Genomic DNA, 18,487 nt, shown 5'->3' on the forward strand with positions numbered 1-18,487 from the left:
GCCGTCCGACAAAGTGCGGCGGGTCCCGGGGGCATCCGGGACCCGCCAGTTTTTTGCGCGGGTTGGCGCGACCCGTAGACACACCGCTCCGATAACGTTGTCAATCACAACTTGAGGTTTCCCGGCGGCCGGCGCCGGCTTGTCGCCGAGCGCAAAGCGCGCGAGAGCTTTCCTCCCGCACGGCTGGAGATTGGCTTGCCCCGGCAACCGACGATCAAAGACGTCGCCACCAAGGCCGAGGTGTCCTTCAAGACCGTCTCGCGGGTGCTGAACGGCGAGCCCCACGTCCGCAAGGAAGTCCGTGAGCGCGTGCTGGCCGCCGCCGCCGCCCTCCGCTACCGGCCCAACAACGCCGCCCGCGGCCTGATCGGCGGCCGCTCGCGGCTGATCGGCTTTCTCTACGACAACCCAAACTACAGCTACGTCACCCAGGGCGAATCCGGCGCGCTGCTCCGCTGTCGCGAGGCCGGCTATCATCTGGTCGTGGAGCCGATCGACTCGCAGGGCGACGTCGCCCAGCAGATCGAGCAGATCATCTCCAGCCTGCGCCTCGACGGCGTCATCCTGACCCCGCCGATCTGCGATGATCCCGCCGCGATGGCGATGCTGGACAAGCTCGGCGTCGCCCACGTTCGCATCGCCCCCAGCGCGGCGCGCGAAGCCGCCCCGTGCGTCTTCATCGACGACAACGCCGCCGCCTACGCCCTCACCCGCCACCTGATCGAGCTCGGCCACCAGGCGATCGGGTTCGTGCAGGGCCACCCCGACCATGGCGCCTCGCAGCAGCGCCAGGCGGGCTTCGAACGGGCGATGGATGAGGCCGGGCTCGCCGTCCCGCCGCAGCGGATCGCCCAAGGCTACTTCACCTTCGAGTCCGGCATGGCCGCCGGCCGGGCCCTGCTCGCGCCTGCAGATCGCCCGACGGCGGTCTTTGCGACCAACGACAAGATGGCGCTGGGCGTGCTGGCCGCGGCCCGCGAGCTCGGGCTCTCGGCGCCCGCCGATCTCGCCCTTGCCGGCTTCGACGACAATCGCGTTTCGCGCCTCAGCTCCCCGCAACTGACCACCGCCCACCAGCCGGTCGACCTCATGTGCGCGGCCGCCGCCGACATGCTGATCACGCTCGCCGACGGCGAGCCCCTCGACCAGCCCGCGCGGCAGCTGCCGTTCGCGATCGAGGTCCGCGCCTCGAGCGCGGCGCCCGCCGCCTAGAGCGCCGCCGTCGAGCCGCGCATCAGCAGCGTGAAGTCGAGTTGCTGTGAACTGGCCGTCAGCTCGCCGCTCTCCACCATGGCGATGATCGCCGCGGCGGCCGCCGCGCCCATCGCCTGCACCGGCTGACGGATCGTGGTTAGTTGCGGCCAGGCCAGTTCGGCGATCTCGCCGCCGTCGAAGCCGGCCACCGAGAGGTCGTTTGGCGCCGAAAGACCCAGCCGCTGGGCTGCGCTCATCACCCCAAGCGCCATGTCGTCATTGCCGGCGAAGATCGCGCTCGGCCGCTCGGCGAGCGCCAGCAGCCGCTCGCCCGCCGCCTCGCCGCTCTCGAACATGAAGTCGCCACCGGCTTCCAGGTCGGGATCGCAGCCGACCCCGTGCTCGGCCAACGCCTGCCGATAGCCGGCCAGCCGCCAGGCGGACGCCCCGTGCCCAGCCGGGCCGCCGACAAACCCGATGCGGCGATGTCCGAGGTCCAGCAAGGCCGCCGTCATCGCCCGGGCCGCTTCCACCTCGTCGATCGCAACGCACGCGCCGCGCGCAGGCTCAAGGCTCGGCGCCAGCCGCGCATAGGGCGTTCCGGCCCGCTCCAAAGCGTCCATCGCCGCCAGATTGTCGCTCATCGGCGGGGCCAGCAGAAAACCGTCCGGCCGCAAGGCCGCCAACGCCGACGTCACCGGCGCGTCTCTCACTTCATCGCCCTCGTCGTACGGCTGAACGACCAGGTGATACCCCGCCGCCCGGCAGCGCTCGACCGCCCCCTGCTGAACCTCGGCGAGATAGTCCGAGATCATCTCGGGCGCCGGCATGCAGATCAGGAACGAACGCGCGCCCGGCAGGCCGCGGGCGAAGACGTTGCGCCGATAGCCCAGCGCCTCGATCGCCGCCTGCACCTTCTCGCGGGCCTGCGCGCTGACGTGACGTTCGCCGTTCAGCACCCGCGAGACGGTCATCACCGACAGCCCTGCCCGCGCCGCTACGTCCTTGATCGTCGTCGTCACGCTGCCTCGCCCTTCATCCGCGCAGATATAACGTGGATTCTCGCAGGCGGCCGCTTCAGCGCATCTTCGCGTCTGCGACCTGCTCGATGAGGTCGAGCCGCGCCTTCCACGGATCGGCCTGCGCCTTGGCGCCGTCATTGGCGAAGTCGAGGATCTGATCGCCCGGCAGCTCGTAGCGCGGCCAGGCCGGCCGATCGCCGCCGTTCGGATCGCCGGTCTTGGCGAAGGCGACCCAATAGGCGCTGGCCAGCTGCGCCATCGCCGCGTCCGCCGGCGTCAGCGCCTCGCCGTACTTGGCCTTCACGGTGTCGAAGACATAAGGAATCTCGGTGGCGTGCGGCGCGCCGGGCCACTCCTTGCGCATGGAGTCCGCGACATAGCTGAAGCGATAGGCGTAGACCGGCCGCCCGGCCTTGGCCCAGGCCTTGGCCACGAACCGCGCCGGCTCGACCATCATGGTGTCGCTGGCCACCAACGTCCCGACCTTGCGGACGTCGCCGCTCTTGCCCGGATCGAACGCCGCCTCGGCCGCCACGCGGCGCTCAGGCCCGAACGGCGCGAACACCTCGTCCATCGACTTGGCCATGGAGAAGCCGATGTCCATGCTGTTGGCGCCGACGATCAGCGGCACGTCCGCCCCGCCCCCCGCCGCATAGATCGCGCCCGGCTCGCCCGTCACGATCTGGCCGTCGGACATCGGCCCGGCATAGGTCGGGGTGAACATGGTCATCATGTTCAGGCCGGCGACCACCTTGTCGGCCGGCAGCTGGCGCAGCGCCGCCAGCGCCGCGGCGTCCTCGCCCTCGATCCCGACGCTCTTGGCGAACGCCAGGCCGACCTGCTCGCCGGACGGCGGTCCGCCCGGCGCCTGGGCGCTGACCTGGCGCTTCACATTGACGTTGCTGCGTCCGCCGCCGGACTCGATGATCGCCTTGTGGAACAGGCCCTTGGCCACCGGCGTGGTCATCAGCGCGTGGATCGAGAAGCCGCCCGCCGACTCGCCGACGATGGTCACGTTGCCGGGGTCGCCACCGAACGCACCGATATTCCGCTGCACCCACTTCAGGGCCGCGATCTGGTCCATGAAGCCGTAGTTACCGTGCGGTCCCTCGGGGCTCTCCTTGGTCAGGGCCGGATGGGCGAAGAACCCGAACCGCCCGACGCGGTAGTTGAAGCTGACCAGCACCACGCCCTGCTTGGCGAACTGGCGCCCGGAATAGACATCCGGCGACGAACCGCCGTTCACGAAGCCGCCGCCATAGATCCAGACCATGACCGGCAGCTTGGCGTTCGCCGGCGCGTCGGCCGGCCGCCAGACGTTCAGCACCAGGCAGTCCTCGGCCGGTTCGGTCCCAAGCGGGGCGGCGTCGCTGGGGAACGGCTTCTGGGCACAGTCGTGGCCGTAGGCGGCGGCGCTGCGGATCCCGCTCCACTTGGCCGCCGGCTGCGGGGGCCGCCAGCGCAGATCCCCGACCGGCGGGGCGGCGAACGGCACCCCCTTGAAGGCGATCACCCCGTCCTGGACGACACCCTGCAGCCGGCCGCTCTCGACCTTGACGATGTCGCCCTGGGCCTGGGCTGCGCCCGCCAGCCCCAGAGCCATGGCTGCGCCCATCGCGCCCGCCTTTCCGACCATGCCATCCTCCCCTGCCGCTTCGCGGCCGCGCTTTGCTGCAGGCATGGTCGACGCCCCCGATAACGTTGTCAAACGAACGTCGTGCGGCGCTGGTGCGTTCACCCGACTAGTGATCAAATATCCCCGTTCATTCAAAGGCCTGCGTCATGATTCCGTTCAAGTCCGCCCTGGTCCGGGTCGCGTCGCCGCTGGCCGTGCTGGCCCTCGCCGCCTGTGGGCAGGGCTCGGCCGATCCGTTCGCCGGCTTTGGCGCCAAGCCGCAGTTGCCGCCGCCGAAGTCGAGCCTGATCCCGACCTTGAACGCCCGCCAGGCGGTCGGCTGGCCGGCCGGGACAGCACCGGTCGCCCCGGCGGGCTTCACCGTCACCCGCTACGCCGGCGACCTCGCCCATCCGCGCTGGCTGCTGGTGCTGCCCAACGGCGACGTGCTGGTCTCGGAAGCCTCTTCCGAGCCGGCCAAGGCCAAGGGGATCACCGACATTATCGCCAATGCGCTGCAGAAAAAGGCCGGCGCGACCATGCCCAGCCCCAACCGCATCACACTGCTGCGCGACGGCGACGGCGACGGCGTCGCCGAGGTGCGGACCACCTTCGCCGAAGGCCTGAAGCGGCCGTTCGGCATGACCCTGACGGGCGGCAAGCTCTATGTCGCCAACGACGACGCGGTGGTCGCCTTCCCCTATGCCGAGGGGCAGACCCAGATCATCGGCGTCGGCGAGAAGGTGTTCGACCTGCCGGGCGGCCCGATCAACCACCACTGGACCAAGAACGTCGTCGCCAGCCCCGACGGCGCGAAGCTCTACGCCACGGTCGGCTCGAACTCGAACGTCGGCGAGAACGGCATGGAGAACGAGACCAACCGCGCCGCGGTGATCGTCTATCCCCTGCCCGCGGGCCCCGCGCGAGTGTTCGCGTCGGGTTTGCGCAATCCGACCGGCCTGGACTTCGAGCCGGCCACGGGCGTCCCGTGGACCGCGGTCAACGAGCGCGACATGCTCGGCGACGACCTCGTCCCCGACTACATGACCAGCCTGCAGGACGGCGGTTTCTACGGCTGGCCCTACAGCTACTTCGGCCAGCACGTGGACAAGCGGATCACGCCGCAGCGCCCAGATCTGGTCGCCAAGGCCATCGTCCCCGACTACGCCCTGGGCTCGCACACCGCCTCGCTGGGCTTGGCCTTCTACAACGCCGACGCCTTCCCGGCCCGCTACAAGGGCGGGGTGTTCATCGGCCAGCACGGCTCGTGGAACCGCAAGCCGCCCAGCGGCTACCGCGTGGTCTTCGTGCCGTTCGCGAACGGCAAGCCCAGCGGCCCGCCCGAGGCGTTCCTGACCGGCTTCCTCGACGCGAAGGACCAGGCGCAGGGTCGGCCCGTCGGCGTCGCCGTCGACAAGACCGGGGCCCTGCTGGTCGCCGACGACGTCGGCAAGGCGGTGTGGCGCGTGGCCCCCTCGCCTACTGGAACTTCCAGGTAAGGCCGACGCCCCACATCCGCGGCGGCCCGGCCACGAAGGTCGGCAGGCCCAGGCTGTCGCCCGTGTTGCCGGCGTCGATCAGGTACTCCTCGTCGGCGATGTTGGTGACGAAGGCCTCCAGGGTCAGCGGCGCGCTCTGCGCCGTCCACGAGACACGCAGGTTGGCCAGGCCGTAGCCGTCCTGCAGTTCGTCCTGGATGTTGTCGGCGACCAGCGAGGCCGGCGGCTGCTGGAAGACCGCGCGGTCGTTGTCGTTGCCGAAGAACACCTTGCTCTGCCAGCTGTAGCTCGGCCGCACGGAAACCCGCCCGCCGACGGCGTCGAAGCTCCAGTCCGCCGCCAGAGATAGGCTGTGGTCGGGCGACAGCCGGAAGCGGTTGCCGTCATAGGCGCCGTCCTCGAACCGCGCATGGCTGTAGGCGTAGGTCGCATAGAGGTCGAGGCCCGAGGCCACCGCCCACTCGACCTGGCCCTCGAAGCCATAGGCCTTGGCCTTGCCGGCGTTGGTGACCACGAACAGCGTGCCCTGCTGCTCGACGGTCTGGAAGTTGTCGTAGTCGTAGAGATAGACCGCCCCGTCCAGGCGCAGGCGGCGGTCGAGCAGCGCCGCCTTGGCCCCGACCTCGTAGCTGTCGACCGTCTCGGCCTCCACCGCCGCGAACCGCGCCGCGCCATAGGGCGCGCCCGGCGCGCTGGCGGCCAGCACCCCCGGCAGACGCCCGCGGGCGTAGGAGGCGTAGAGGTTGGCGTCCTCGCTGAGCTTGTAGCGGCCGACCAGGCGCCAGGTGAACCCGGAGTCGTCCAGGTCCCGCTCGACCGGCGTGCCGTTGGCCGAGGTCGGCTGGAAGGTCAGGCCGAACATCGGCAGCAGGGCGTCGGGGATCTGCTGAACCTGCGGGCTCTGCAGCGCGGCGATGATGGCGTTGGCCTGAGCGATGCCCTGGGCCGTGCCGGTCGCCGCCAGGCCCGAGGCGCCGATCACGCCGCCCAGCACGCTGCGGCCGCCGACCGTGCGCGCGCCGAAGCCGGTGGTCTTGTCGTCGCGGGTGTAGCGCAGGCCGGCCGAGACTTCGAAGCGGTCGGTGACGTCGAACGAGACGTCGCCGAACAGGTCGATGGAGTTCAGCTCGCTGGTGTTGGTCGCTTCCTCCACGTGGTTGGCGCGCAGGTTGGCGGCGATCGCCTGGGCCTGCGCCGGGGTCAGCAACAGCCGCCCGCCGCTGCTCTGGGCCGCGACGCCCTGCACCAGCTGGCCGATGAAGGCGGTGTTGGCGAACAGCGCCTCGGGGGCCGGCGTCGTGGCCGGCAGGCCCAGCACCGGGCCGCCGTTCAGCACCCCGGCGAGCTGGGCGATGGCGATGCGCTCATCGAACTGCAGCGGCAGCCGCTGGCGGCCGTTCTCGTGGAACAGGCCCGCGCCGATGAAGCCGCGCGCGCGACCGCCGGCGTCGTAGTTGAGCCTCAGCTCCTGGCTCCACTGCTCGCCGACCGCGTCGTTGAGGCCGGTCAGCAGGTTCAGCGAGATGCCGTCCGGATCGAAGGTCTCCTGGCTGTCGAACCGGCGCACGGCGCTGATCGAGGACAGGCTGAGGGCGTCGCTGATCTCGTAGTCGACGAGCGCGGTCGCGCCCCAGACGGTGCGCTCGAGCCCCAGCTCGCGGCCGCCCTGGAAGCCGGCCGGCGCGCGCAGCGCCGCCGGTTCGCTGGCCCCGCGCCCGGCCAGCACGCGGCCGGTGGTCGGGTCGGTCGGCGAGAAGCCGCCGGACTTGAAGGCCGTGCCGGCCGGCTCGTCGCGCTGGTAGTTGACGATGAAGTCGGCGCTCAAGCGGTCGTTCGGCTCGAAGTGCGCGGCGATACGCGCGGCCTTGCTGTCCACCGACTGGAAGGCGTCGCCGCCGAGCGCGTTCTCGACGTAGCCGTCACGCTGGCGGATGCGGCCCGAGAAACGCAGCGCGAAGGCCTCGCTGATCGGCAGGTTTACGGCCCCCTCGCCCATCAAGTAGCCGAAATCGCCGCCCTCGGCCTTCAGGTAGCCGCCGAAGCCGCTGGTGTCGGCCTTCTTCTGGATGATGTTGACGCCGCTGATCAGCGCGCCGCGCCCGAACAGGGTCGATTGCGGCCCCTTGGCGACCTCGACCCGCTTCAGGTCGAACAGTTCGACATACGAGCCCTGGGCCTTGGAGATCGACACCCCGTCCTGGAACACCGAAACGCGGGCTTCCGAATAGGCGTTGGTCTCGTCCGAGGTGATGCCGCGCACCACGAATCCCGGATTGTTCGGCGACTGCTCCTGCACCTCGAAGCCCGGCGTGAACAGCGACAGGTCGGCGAAGTCCTGGACGCCCAGGTCCTCCAGCCGCTGGGCCGAATAGGCGCTGAGCGACATCGGCACGTCCAGCGCCTGCTGCTCGCGCTTCTGGGCGGTGACGACGATCTCCTCAAGGGTGGCGTCCTGGGCGAAGGCGGCTCCGCCGGTGAGCGCAAGGGCGCTCGCCGCGGCCAGCAGCCGCGTCGTGAACTTAAGCATGACTATCCCCTGGCGCCTGGGAGCGGCGCGCTACCTCGCCGGGTAGGGGACATCCATGACGTGGGTGTGAAGCTGCACCCTGCTCCTCCCCCGCTGGGGGAGCAATTGATCCGCTAAATCCGCCCGGTCACCGGCAACAGCGCCCCGGTCACCGCCCTCGCCTCTTCCGAGGCCAGGAACAGAATCGCCGCGGCCAGGTCGGCCGGTGTGACCCAGGCGCTGAAGTCGGCGTTCGGCATGTCGGCGCGATTGGTCGGGGTGTCGATGATCGAGGGCAGCACGGCGTTGACGGTCACCCCGTCCGCCTTCAGTTCCTCGGCCAGGGCCTCGGTCAGCTTGTGCACGCCGGCCTTGGAGGCCGCGTAGGCGCCCATGCCCATCGAGGCCTTCAGCGCGCCGTTGGCGCCGACATTGACGATGCGGCCGCTGGCGCTGCGCTTCAGGTGCGGGATGGCCGAGCGGCTGGCGTTGGTGGCGGTCAGCACGTTCATCTGGAACAGCTGATGCCAGGTCTCCCAGGAGCCGTCTTCCAGCGTCTCCCAGCGGAACCCGCCGGCGACATTTATCAGGGCGTCCAGCCGCCCGAAATGCTTGGCGACCGCATCGATCGCCGCGCCAGCGGCGACGGCGTCAGTGAGGTCGACCCCGCCGAGGATCATGCCCTCGGGACCGCATTCGTCCCCCAGGCCCTCAGGCGGGATCTTCGCATAGTCGATGAGCGCGACCCGCGCGCCCTTGGCCGCGGCGGCGCGCGCCACGGCCGAACCCAGCACGCCGAACGCGCCCGTAATTGCATAGACGCGTCCGGCCATGAGGGTTCTCCTAGAACTGCGACCCGGCTCCGTCCGGAACCGGGACAGGCCTTAGAGTCGCTCGACGATAGTGACGTTCGCCATACCACCGCCTTCGCACATCGTCTGCAGGCCGTAGCGGCCGCCGCGCTGCTCGAGGGCGTTCAGCAGGGTCGCCATCAGCTTGGTGCCCGAGGCGCCGAGCGGGTGGCCCAGAGCGATCGCGCCGCCGTTGACGTTGATCTTGTCGCGCGCGACGCCCAGCTGCTTCATGTACGCGACCGGCACCGAACCGAAGGCTTCGTTGACTTCGAACAGGTCGATGTCGTCGACGCTCATGCCGGCGCGCTTCAGGGCGCGTTCCGAGGCCGGCAGCGGCGCTTCCAGCATGATCACCGGGTCGTGGCCCAGCAGCGACAGGTGGTGGATGCGGGCCAGCGGCTTCACGCCCAGTTCCTTCAGGCCCTTTTCCGACACGACCATCACCGCCGAGGCGCCGTCGCAGATCTGGCTGGACGAGGCCGCGGTCAGCGCGCCGCCTTCGGCCAGCAGCTTCACGCCGCGAATGCCGTCCAGGCTGGCGTCGAAGCGGATGCCTTCATCGACGGTGTGCAGGGTCTTGTTGCCCTCGGCGTCGACCACCTCGATTGCGACGATCTCGTTCTTGAAACTGCCGGCCTGGGTGGCGGCGATCGCGCGCTGGTGGGACTCGTAGCTGTACTGGTCGATCTCGTCCTTGGTCAGCCCGTACTTCTTGGCGACCATCTCGGCGCCCATGAACTGGCTGAACTGGATGTTCGGATAACGCTCCTTCATGCGCGGGCTCATGTAGTTGCCAAAGCCGTTCTGGGCCGGCAGCGCGGCCGACAGGCCCATCGGCACGCGGGTCATGCTTTCCACGCCCGCGGCGATCACCACGTCCATGGTGCCGCTCATCACGGCCTGGGCGGCGAATTGCAGGGCCTGTTGCGAGGAGCCGCACTGGCGGTCGACGCTGGTGGCCGGCACGCTTTCCGGCAGCTTGGACGCCAGCACCGCGTTGCGCGCGACGTTGATCGCCTGTTCGCCCACCTGGCCGACGCAGCCCATGACCACGTCTTCGACGAGAGCCGGATCGGCGCCGGTGCGCTCGATGATGTCGTTAAGCACCACGGCGCCCAGGTCGACCGGATGCCAATCCTTCAGCTTGCCGCCCTTGCGTCCGCCGGCCGTCCGCGTCGCTGCGACGATGTAGGCTTCGCCCATTGTTCCGCTCCCGATAAATGCGCGTCCGTCGCGCGTCGGCGAGTCATTTAGGAGCGCGACGTCACGTAAGCCAATGGCGTTTACGCGCACGTGAAGCCGCGCCGCGCGCGGCCCATCTGCCGTTCGACGAACACCGCTCCTTTAACTTGCATTGCTGGCGCCATTATTGCTTAGACGTGTGCAACAAAGCTCAGCTTTCCCGATTTGGAACCGACATGAAGCGCCTGATCGCCATCACCGCCGCCATCGCCGCCATCGCCACCGCCGCGCCGGCCTGGGCCGCCAAGGTGTTCACCCTGGACAACGTGACGCTGCAAGGCGGCGGCACGCTGACCGGCAGCTTCACGACCAACGACGCCCTGACCTCGCTGCTGGCCGTCGACATCACCGCCTCGGCCGCCGGCGCCTTCTCGCAATTCACCTATAACAACGCCAGCCTCGCCGACTGGGTCTCGCTGCCCAGCCAGGGCTTCCGGATCTCGACCGCCGGCTACGCCCAGCAGCTGCGCCTCGACTTCTTCCCGCTGACCGAAGGCGGCGCCAACCTGCTGTCCTCGTCCTACGAGTTCCAGTCGACCGGCGGCCCGCGCACGGTGACCGGCGGCCGCGTCGTGCTGGACGTGCCCTCGGCCGTGCCGGAGCCGGCCACCTGGGCGATGATGATCATGGGCTTCGGCCTGGCCGGCGCGGCGCTGCGCAGCCACGGCCGCAAGGCCGTGCTCGTCGCCGCCTGACGCACGGTCCAATCTGATCCGATTAGCGCCGTCGGCCGCGAGGCCGGCGGCGTTTTCGTGTTAGCTTCGCTCCAAAAGGGAGGCCGCATGTACCATTCGGGCCAACGCGGGCTGCAGGCGGAATTCGAGAGCGAGGCCCTGGCCGACCGGCTCTACGAGCGGCTGCGCCACGACCGCTTCACCGACGCCGACAAGGCCTTGATCGAGGGTCTGCCGTTCTTCTTCCTGGCCACGGCCGACGCGGAGGGACGTCCCGACTGCTCATACAAGGGCGGCGATCCCGGCTTCGTCCGCATCCTCGCGCCCGACCGGCTGGTGTTCCCTGACTATGACGGCAACGGAATGTTCCGCAGCCTCGGCAACGTCGAGGTCAATCCGCATGTCGGCCTGCTCTTCCTGGGCGTCGGCGCCAAGCCCGCCCGCCTGCGGGTGAACGGCGCGGCCCGGGTGCTGCGCGAGGATCCGCAGATGTCGCAGTGGCCGGGCGCCCAGCTGCTGGTCGAGGTGACCCCGACCGACATCTTCCCCAACTGCCCACGCTACATTCCCGAGCTGGAGCAGAAAGCCCCCTCGCCCTACGTGCCCCAGGCCGATGCGCCGCCGGTCGAACCGGCCTGGAAGAGCTTTTCGATCTTCAGCGACGTGGTTCCGCCGCGCCGGCGCTAGCGGCTCAGGACCACAGATCGCGGACGCAGCGGCCGTCGGCCGGCAGGTCGTCGAAGGTCTCCAGGCCGTCGAAGTGGTCGACGGGCAGGTCTCCGACCGCCTCCGGCTCGGCCAGGCGCAGATTGACCGCCATCCGCCGCCGCCCGTCCGGGTTCACCCGCATGCCGCGCCAGCCCAGCACGCCCGCGCAAGTCGGACAGAACAGGATCTCCAGCGAGGGATCATCCTCGCCGGCGCGGATGTACGACGACGTCGGGCCGCCGACCGTGATCCGCTCGTTCTCGAAATCGTACGCCCACAGCGTCCCATAGCGACGGCAGAGCGTGCAGTTGCACGCCGTGACCCGCCCAGGATCGCCCTCCAGCGTCCAATGCGCCCCGCCGCAGTGACAAGTCCCCCTCAGCACCGGCGCCCCCCGTCTATCCGACCACCACCCCATGATCGCACAGATGGTCGCTCGCGCCGCCGATCATCTGCAGGAACATCTCGTCCCCGCGATCGGTCTGGGTGACGATCATCGCGGCGAAGAAGGCCGTGGCGAACAGCAGGTAGGCGCCGCGGCCATAGAGCGGCTTCAGGTCGCCCATGCCGAAGCCCCGCACGCCGTTCGCCGCCAGGGTGTCGAGGTAGAGCTGCAGCAGCGCCGGTTCGTTGGCGCGGCGGACGTCGGGCGCCAGCGCCCCGGCGAGGAAGTAGGCCAGGTCGGTCGGCCCGCAGCCATAGGCGAAGGACTGCCAGTCCAGCACCGCCACCGGATAACCGCCGGCCGGCGTGCCGAACATCATGTTGTCGGGCCGAAAGTCGTTGTGGGTCAGGCAGCGCGGGCCGCCCTCGGTCCGCGCGAATTCGCCGAAGCGCGGGGCCAGCCAGTCACCGGTGGCGATCCATTGCGGCTTCATCCGCGCGCCGTAGCGCATCTTGAAGCCGGCCCAGAGCGCGGCGACCATCTCCTCGTTGGCGGCGCTGGCCGGCGCGGCCTTGGAGCCCGACACCCAAGGCAGCTCGTCCAGCCGCTCATCGCCCCAGTGGGAGGCATGCAGCCGCGCCGCCTGCTCGACCACCAGCCGGGCCTGCTCCAGGCTGACGCCGGTCAGTTGGTCGCCCTGCTCGGCGGGCGCCAGGTCCTCCATCATCAGCACGAAATTGCTGGTCGCCTCGTCGACGTCGGTGAAGTAGCAGCGCGGCGTCTGCACCAGGGCGGTGGGCGCCAGCTGCTGGTAGAAGCGCACCTCGCGCAGGTAGTTGCCCAGCATGATCCCGGTGGCCCGGCTCTCGGCGCCGGCGGCCGGGAACTTGCCGACCAGGGCGGCCGGCGCATCGTCGCCCCCGCGGTCATAGGTCAGCCGGAAGCGGACGCTGTCGCCGATCTGGCCGGTGCCGACGGGCCTCGCCTCGAAGCTGCGCACCGAGGCGTCGACGCCGCCGGCCGCCAGCACGGCCGAGAGCCAGGCCGCGTCGATCTCGCCCGGCTCGCGGATGTCGGGACGCGCGCTCATGCCGGCAGCTGGTGCACATAGACCTCGTTGAGCGCGATCTTGTCGCCGTCGAGGATCACCAGGTCGAAGCCGCGCATCCGCCCGCCGCCGGCGATGTCGCAGTACCAGCGGCCGCAGAAGCCGCCGGGGATCGGCCAGGTCTCGTCGGGCGTGTAGGTCATGGCCGGCGTGGCCGCGAACAGCCCGGTCAGGTAGGCCCGCAGCGACGCCTGGCCGGTCAGTCCGCCCGCCGTCTGCGGATCCTTGTAGACCACGTCGTCGCTATAGAAGCCGCACAGGGCGTCGACGTCCTTGGCGGTCCAGGCCGCCAGCCAGCGGGCGTTGTAGTCGGCGATGTCCACTCAATCCTCCAGCACGCGGGCGCGGTGCGCCTCGGTGAAAATCTCGGCGGGCGCGACCTCGGGCCCGGCCATCACCGCCAGGCTGTGCATCTTCAGGCTGGGATCGGCGGCGGCGCGCTCGAAATGGCGGCGGCGGCGCGCGCGGGCGGCGTCGCCGAACTCCATGTCGATGGCGGCCTGCAGCTTGGCGGCGAAGCGCAGCCGGCGCATGCGCTCGGCCCGCTCGGTCCCGTACGGTTCGAAGTCGAGACGCTCCCAGTCGTCGGTCGCCTTCAGCAGCTCGGAGACGATGCGCACGTCGCGATAGGTGATCGACAGGCCCAGCCCGATGATCGGGTCGTTCCAGCCGGCCGCGTCGCCGACCAGCACCACGCCCTGGCGATAGGGCTCGTCGGTCCAGCTGTCGGCGTTGACGTAGGAGAACAGCGGCCCGGCCGGCGCGCCCGCGGTCAGGCAGCGGTTGGCCGGGCTGCAGCCGAGATCGAACGCGTCGAGGAACCGGCGCGCACCGTCGGGCCCCTTGAACCGTTGCGCCTGGTCGAGCGCGTAGCCGCCATAGACCCGCACCATCCCCCCGCCCTGCGGGAAAGCGAGAAACCCGAAGTCGCCTTCGGTGCCGATCGCCTGCAGCTGCGGGTCCCAGCCGACCACGTCCTTGACCAGCAGGCCGCCGAACCAGTGATGCGGCTTGTCCTGGTTGAGCGCGATCCCCGCCGCCTCGCGCACCTGCGAGGTGCGCCCGTCCGCGCCGACCAGCAGCCGGGCCGTCGCCTCATGCGTCTGGCCGTCGTGCTCGTAGACGACGCGCGGCCGGGCGCCGGCCTCCACCGAGCCGACGATCACCCCGCGCAAGGCGACCGCGCCCGCCGCCTTGGCCGCATCGAACAGCGTCTGGCAGTGCAGCGGGTGGCGCAGGCAGAGCGGACCCGGCACCCCCTCGCGGAAGATGCTCAGCGGCAGGGCCGTGGCCTCGGCGGCGCTGGGATCGATCGATTCATCGAAGGTGACGTGGCGGGTGATGTGATGGCCGCCGGCCCCGACCAGCAGGTCGTATAGCCCCAGCCGATGCACCTCGGCCACGCCCCAGGGCGCGATCCACTCGCCGCGGACCTTGTCTTCGTAGACCTCGCTCTGCTCGAGCAGCAGCACCGAGCGTCCGGCCTGCGCCATGACGGCCGCCAGCGCCGACCCGCCGATGCCGCCGCCGACGACGATGAGATCGTAAGACTGCATGTCGGGGCGCTCCCGTACCCACGTTCTTGCCCGCGAGTACGCGCCCGCCCGGCGCTCCGTGTCCAGACTGACGTCCCGTCAGGGGTCAGGCGCCTCCTACGCGTCGACGCGCTGAGGCTGGAAATGCGCGGCCAATCAAGAAACACTTCCGGGCGTGAAATTGGATCGACGCCTCGCCCTGGTTCTCGCCACCGCCATCGCGGCCGGGAGCTGGCTCTTCAGTCTGCTCGCGCCCGATCCCCTGGCCCGCGCAGTCGCCGCGTATCTGCTGACGCCGGTTGCGGGCTTGGCCGCGTTGGTCCTTGGCGCAGGCGAATTGGCTCGTGCGGTTCCGACCCGCCGACGTCCCGCATTGCTTCGTTTGGCCAAAGCCCTCGTCTACGCGGGCGTCGCGTGCCTCGCGGCGACGGCATGGGCGATCGCCGGAATGGTTCGATCCGTGCAATCGGGAGTGCTTGACGGCGTCGCCGTCTACACCTTCGCCGCCTCGCTGATCGGCGGCGGCCTCCTGCTATCGCTGGCGCTCGCAGCCTGGCTTGTCGCCGGCCGCCCCCGAGCGGACGCGCCCTAGGCCGGCAGCAGCGTCCCCGGCCGGCCGGCGTCCAGCTTGAAGGTCACCGGCAGCATCCGCTCATGCGGGGTCTGGAGCTTCATCGCCTTGGCGGCCCGCGCCACCGCGACCTTGCCCAGGCCGACCGGCGTGAAGCCGTCCTGCACCCGCGGGCGCGCGCCCAGCCGGCGGCGCATGACGCCGTTGGCGTAGATCACATTGGCCCGCATCAGCGCCTGCGGGGTCATGAATTCGATCGACAGCGAGACGTTCAGCATCGGGCCGTTCTCGATCCGGTGCGGCGCGTTCTGGGCCCAGGTGACCATGGTCCCAGGCGTCAGGTCGTAGGCCTGCGCGCCTGCGTCCCAGGCCGGATCGAAGGTGAACTGCTCGGCCGTCTCCTTCAGGACGATGCGCTCCAGCACCTCCTGGCCGACATAGGGATCGTCGACCGGATAGACCCAGACCTTCTTCTGCCCGCGCAGCTGCCACAGCGACACCAGCGGCACGTCGAGATGGTAGAACACCTGCGCATTTGCCGAGGAGATCAGCATCCCCAGGTCGCGCTTCATGGTCCGCACGCCGGTCTGCGCCTGCTTCTCGGCGAAGATCTCGTCGCCCAGGGCGGCATACTCCGGCAGGTAGTCGTTGGTCGCCCGCAGATTCAGCCAGATGCGCCCGGCCTGCGCGGCCTCCAGCAGCTTCGAGCCGCTCAAGCTCCCGGCCGAACCCTTGCGCCAGGTAGTCCAGGCCACCGGATCCTCGCCCATGGTGAAGACGCCCAGCTTCTCGCGCGGATAGCGGTCGAGCAGTTCTTCCAGGCCCGCGTCGTCGAACATCGGCCGCTCGTGCAGGCCGTGCTGGAACGCCAGGTTCTCTTTAGTGAAGCGGCGCGCCTTGTCGGGCGTCCAGTCGCGAATGATGCTCATGCCCCTGCCCTCAACCCGTAGAACTGGATCTTGAAAGGCCCCCACCAGAGGGTCTTGCCCAGGCCGCGCGCGGCGCGGTCCAGCGTGAATGCGAAATCCGGCGCCCGGACCAGCCACTTGCAGCCGGCCAGCAGCCCGAACACCCCGGCCTGCAACAGGCCCTGGGTCATCCATTTGGCCAGGCCGACGCGGTCGGGCGGGCTTGCGGCGGCGCAGGCGGCCGACGGCCCCTGGCCGTAGGCGAAGGCGCGCGGGATCGTGTAGCGCAGGGTCAGGCGCGAGGGGACCGGGTCTTCCCAGACCCAGGCCGCCGGCTCCCAGGCGAAGACGGCGCCGGCGGCCTGCATCTGGCCGAACAGCAGGTCGTCCTCGCCGCCGATGTGATTGCGGATCGGCGAGAACGGACGTTTCGGGTCCGGCAGCGCCGCGCGGCGGATCAGGCTGTCGCCGCAGCCGTAGTAGTGGTCGAGCACGCCGGCCTGCGCCGGTCCCTCGCGGGAAAAGAAGCGTTCCAGATAGCTGCGATGGCGCGTGACGCTCTCCGGCGCGCGGCCGCGCACGGGACCGAACACGACGTCGGCGCCGAGCCGTTGCTGCGCGCCCAGCAGCGCGGCCAGCCAGCCCTCGGGCGCTTCCTCGTCGTCGTCGAGGAAGGCGATGAAATCGCCGCTCGCTTGCTCCAGCGCCGCATTGCGCGCGTTGGCGACGCCGGGCTCCGGCTCGTGGACGTAGATCACCGGGAACGGCGCCTCGGCGGCCAGGGCCGTGGTCAGCGGCTGGGCCGAAGGCGTCTGGTCGTTGTCGACGACCACCAGCTCGAGACCTGCAAAATCAATACCTTGCTGGCGAAAGGTCGAGCGCGCGGCGACGGCCAGACCGTCGAGACGACGCTGGGTCGGGATCACCAGGCTGACGCGCGGCGCGGCCATCGGTTCAGGCCGCCTCCGCCGCCGACGCGCCCGGACGCAGGGCCCGCGCCGCGATAGCGCCGGCCAGGCCCCTGGCGCGGCCCGAGAACGACAGTTCGGTGGTGGCGATCATGTCCAGCCGACGGCGCAGACGGCCGACCGGTCCGGCCCCGTGCGCGCCGGCCAGCGTCCAGGCCCGTTCCGAAGCGTCTGCCGCCCTGCCCCGCGGTCCGGCGGCGGCCAGCAGCCCCTCGCCGATCAGCTTGGTCTTCAGTGCGTAGGGCCGCTTGTAGTGGTCGTGGCCCGGGCCCAGGTCGTAGGTCTTCAGCCCCAGGCCCGGCATGGCGGCGATGGCCCGCAGCAGGAACAGCTGGCCCGGCGACCAGGCCCCCATCTCCGGATCGGTCGAGGCGATCCAAGGGTGGTAGACGTCGCCGACCCGCACGCCGATATGCCCGGCCAGCAGCTTGTCGCCGCAGTAGAGGTTGATCATCAGCCCCTGGAAATGGCCCTCGCGCATGTCGAGGAACGAGGCCAGCAGCTCGCGCGTCCACTCCGGCGCCAGGAAGTCGTGGGCGCCGGTGCGCAGCAGCTGCTCGCGCTTCCAGGTCAACAGTTGGTCGAAAGCGCCGCGGTCGTGGTCGGGCGCGCGCAGGGTCAGGGCGCCGACCTCGCGGTCGAGCTTGCCGTCCAGCCGGCGGTAATTCTTGAAGCGCTTGGCGCTCGCCGCGCGCAGGGTCTCCAGATAGGCCGCGGCCGAGCGGTCCAGCTCGATCACATAGGCCTCGCTCGTGCCGGCGACCGCCGCGGCGAAGTCGCCGTCCGGATCGACCAGCCCAGTGAAGCGGAAGGCCGAGAGGCCGAACTCGGCGAGATCCTGACGAACGTCCAGCGGCCGGTCGGCGACCAGGCCATGATAGTCGGACATCGGCGCACCGATCGGGCGGGCCATGCCGCCGGGCCGGTGGTGGTAGGCCAGGAAGCCGATCGCCTTGTCGCCCTCGCGCCAGATCGCGACACGCGCATCCTGGCGCACCGCGCCGACGGCGATGGCGAAGTCGGGGCCAAGCAGCGGATTTCTAAACTGCGGCCGACCGGCGCACAGCGCGCGCCAGGCGCCGATGTCGGTGTCCGACAGCTCAAACGGGCGAAGAACTTCCAGGCGCAGCATCTCGAACACGGTAGCGTCTCCCGGTTAGGGAATGGTGCATCCGTGGCTGCAAGACGCGGGCCGTTCTCAGGCCGCGAAAGTGTCCCGCACGATTTTCTCCAGCCAGAGCGCGTCGACCTCGTCGAAAGCGGCGCGCTGGTCGGAGTCGACGTCCAGCACCGCGATCAGCGCGCCGGCGGCGTCGAACACCGGGACCACGACCTCGCTCTGCGAGCGTCCGTCGCAGGCGATGTGTCCCGGAAACGCGTGCACGTCCGGCACCAGCTGGGTCTCGCCGCTGGCCGCCGCCGCGCCGCAGACGCCGCGCCCGAAGGCGATGCGCAGGCAGCCCAGCGTGCCCTGGTAGGGACCGACCACCAGCTCGCGCTCCTTATCCGGATCGACCACGTAGAAGCCGGTCCAGAAGAAGGTCTCGAAGGTCGCCGCCAGCATTGAGGCGAGCGTCGCCATGCGGGCGGTGCGGTTCGGTTCGCCGTCGAGGACCGCGGCGATCTCCTCGGCCAGGGCGGCGTAGCGCTCGGCCTTCTCGGCCGGCAGGGTGAGTTCGTTGAAGGCTTCGGCCATGG

17 protein-coding genes and 1 pseudogene are annotated in these 18,487 nt (G+C 70.2%); 5 read left to right on the forward strand and 13 right to left on the reverse strand.

Annotation, left to right across the window (positions count from 1 at the left end; translation table 11 throughout):
* Positions 1-195: 195 nt before the first annotated feature.
* Entirely contained in the window at positions 196-1,212 is a 1,017-nt protein-coding gene (locus tag ACSQ2H_RS14415) for a LacI family DNA-binding transcriptional regulator (protein ID WP_436062078.1), read from the forward strand.
* Here ACSQ2H_RS14415 and ACSQ2H_RS14420 read toward each other — a convergent pair.
* A complete protein-coding gene (locus ACSQ2H_RS14420) occupies positions 1,209-2,216 on the reverse strand; it encodes a LacI family DNA-binding transcriptional regulator (protein ID WP_436062079.1) in 1,008 nt (335 codons plus the stop codon). The two genes, ACSQ2H_RS14415 and ACSQ2H_RS14420, sit on opposite strands and share 4 nt — an antisense overlap.
* Before the next feature lie 55 nt (positions 2,217-2,271).
* Entirely contained in the window at positions 2,272-3,852 is a 1,581-nt protein-coding gene (locus tag ACSQ2H_RS14425) for a carboxylesterase/lipase family protein (RefSeq protein ID WP_436062080.1), read from the reverse strand.
* Positions 3,853-3,998: 146 nt separating this feature from the next.
* On the opposite strand from ACSQ2H_RS14425, the gene ACSQ2H_RS14430 reads away from it, so the two are divergent.
* The gene (locus ACSQ2H_RS14430; RefSeq protein ID WP_436062081.1) at positions 3,999-5,330 is read left to right on the forward strand and encodes a PQQ-dependent sugar dehydrogenase; all 1,332 of its coding nucleotides are present in this window, start codon (positions 3,999-4,001) and stop codon (positions 5,328-5,330) included.
* Here ACSQ2H_RS14430 and ACSQ2H_RS14435 read toward each other — a convergent pair.
* The 3 genes from ACSQ2H_RS14435 to ACSQ2H_RS14445 all read right to left on the reverse strand — a co-directional run bounded on the left by ACSQ2H_RS14435 (position 5,311) and on the right by ACSQ2H_RS14445 (position 9,893).
* Complete coding sequence (locus ACSQ2H_RS14435; RefSeq protein ID WP_436062082.1) at positions 5,311-7,857, reverse strand: TonB-dependent receptor; 2,547 nt, start codon at positions 7,855-7,857, stop codon at positions 5,311-5,313. The two genes, ACSQ2H_RS14430 and ACSQ2H_RS14435, sit on opposite strands and share 20 nt — an antisense overlap.
* Positions 7,858-7,970: 113 nt before the next feature.
* Positions 7,971-8,669 carry an SDR family NAD(P)-dependent oxidoreductase gene (locus ACSQ2H_RS14440; RefSeq protein WP_436062083.1) on the reverse strand — a complete coding sequence of 233 codons (699 nt, stop codon included), beginning with the start codon at positions 8,667-8,669 and terminating at the stop codon, positions 7,971-7,973.
* 51 nt (positions 8,670-8,720) lie between these two features.
* Positions 8,721-9,893, reverse strand: coding sequence for an acetyl-CoA C-acetyltransferase (locus ACSQ2H_RS14445; RefSeq protein ID WP_293399988.1), 1,173 nt, complete (start codon positions 9,891-9,893; stop codon positions 8,721-8,723).
* Between the two features lie 626 nt (positions 9,894-10,519).
* On the opposite strand from ACSQ2H_RS14445, the pseudogene ACSQ2H_RS14450 reads away from it, so the two are divergent.
* Together ACSQ2H_RS14450 and ACSQ2H_RS14455 are read left to right on the forward strand one after the other, a co-directional pair.
* Positions 10,520-10,627 (forward strand): annotated as a pseudogene (locus ACSQ2H_RS14450) (PEPxxWA-CTERM sorting domain-containing protein); the annotation flags it as partial.
* Between the two features lie 87 nt (positions 10,628-10,714).
* The gene (locus tag ACSQ2H_RS14455) at positions 10,715-11,293 is read left to right on the forward strand and encodes a pyridoxamine 5'-phosphate oxidase family protein (protein WP_436062084.1); all 579 of its coding nucleotides are present in this window, start codon (positions 10,715-10,717) and stop codon (positions 11,291-11,293) included.
* Positions 11,294-11,297: 4 nt separating this feature from the next.
* Here ACSQ2H_RS14455 and ACSQ2H_RS14460 read toward each other — a convergent pair whose 3' ends face one another.
* The 4 genes from ACSQ2H_RS14460 to ACSQ2H_RS14475 are packed head-to-tail and all read right to left on the reverse strand — an operon-like array spanning position 11,298 to position 14,363.
* Positions 11,298-11,699, reverse strand: a complete 402-nt coding sequence (locus ACSQ2H_RS14460) for a GFA family protein (RefSeq protein WP_436062085.1) — start codon at positions 11,697-11,699, stop codon at positions 11,298-11,300.
* 13 nt (positions 11,700-11,712) lie between these two features.
* A complete protein-coding gene (locus tag ACSQ2H_RS14465) occupies positions 11,713-12,789 on the reverse strand; it encodes a phosphotransferase (protein ID WP_436062086.1) in 1,077 nt (358 codons plus the stop codon).
* Positions 12,786-13,130: a nuclear transport factor 2 family protein gene (locus ACSQ2H_RS14470; RefSeq protein WP_436062087.1), complete on the reverse strand. Its 345-nt coding sequence runs from the start codon at positions 13,128-13,130 to the stop codon at positions 12,786-12,788. Before ACSQ2H_RS14470 ends, ACSQ2H_RS14465 begins: the two co-directional genes overlap by 4 nt.
* Positions 13,131-14,363, reverse strand: coding sequence for an FAD-dependent oxidoreductase (locus tag ACSQ2H_RS14475; protein WP_436062088.1), 1,233 nt, complete (start codon positions 14,361-14,363; stop codon positions 13,131-13,133). It lies immediately after the preceding gene.
* A gap of 154 nt (positions 14,364-14,517) precedes the next feature.
* On the opposite strand from ACSQ2H_RS14475, the gene ACSQ2H_RS14480 reads away from it, so the two are divergent.
* Positions 14,518-14,934 carry a hypothetical protein gene (locus tag ACSQ2H_RS14480; protein WP_436062089.1) on the forward strand — a complete coding sequence of 139 codons (417 nt, stop codon included), beginning with the start codon at positions 14,518-14,520 and terminating at the stop codon, positions 14,932-14,934.
* Here ACSQ2H_RS14480 and ACSQ2H_RS14485 read toward each other — a convergent pair.
* The 4 genes from ACSQ2H_RS14485 to ACSQ2H_RS14500 all read right to left on the reverse strand — a co-directional run bounded on the left by ACSQ2H_RS14485 (position 14,931) and on the right by ACSQ2H_RS14500 (position 18,485).
* A complete protein-coding gene (locus tag ACSQ2H_RS14485; protein ID WP_436062090.1) occupies positions 14,931-15,842 on the reverse strand; it encodes a hypothetical protein in 912 nt (303 codons plus the stop codon). The two genes, ACSQ2H_RS14480 and ACSQ2H_RS14485, sit on opposite strands and share 4 nt — an antisense overlap.
* Positions 15,839-16,771 (reverse strand): glycosyltransferase family 2 protein, encoded by a 933-nt coding sequence (locus ACSQ2H_RS14490; RefSeq protein WP_436062091.1) that lies wholly within the window; start codon positions 16,769-16,771, stop codon positions 15,839-15,841. Before ACSQ2H_RS14490 ends, ACSQ2H_RS14485 begins: the two co-directional genes overlap by 4 nt.
* Positions 16,772-16,775: 4 nt before the next feature.
* Positions 16,776-17,921: a GNAT family N-acetyltransferase gene (locus tag ACSQ2H_RS14495; protein WP_436063575.1), complete on the reverse strand. Its 1,146-nt coding sequence runs from the start codon at positions 17,919-17,921 to the stop codon at positions 16,776-16,778.
* 66 nt (positions 17,922-17,987) lie between these two features.
* Positions 17,988-18,485, reverse strand: coding sequence for a GAF domain-containing protein (locus ACSQ2H_RS14500; RefSeq protein WP_436062092.1), 498 nt, complete (start codon positions 18,483-18,485; stop codon positions 17,988-17,990).
* Positions 18,486-18,487: the final 2 nt, after the last annotated feature.

Source organism: Phenylobacterium sp. LjRoot97, from assembly GCF_964254345.1.
Lineage (GTDB): Bacteria > Pseudomonadota > Alphaproteobacteria > Caulobacterales > Caulobacteraceae > Phenylobacterium.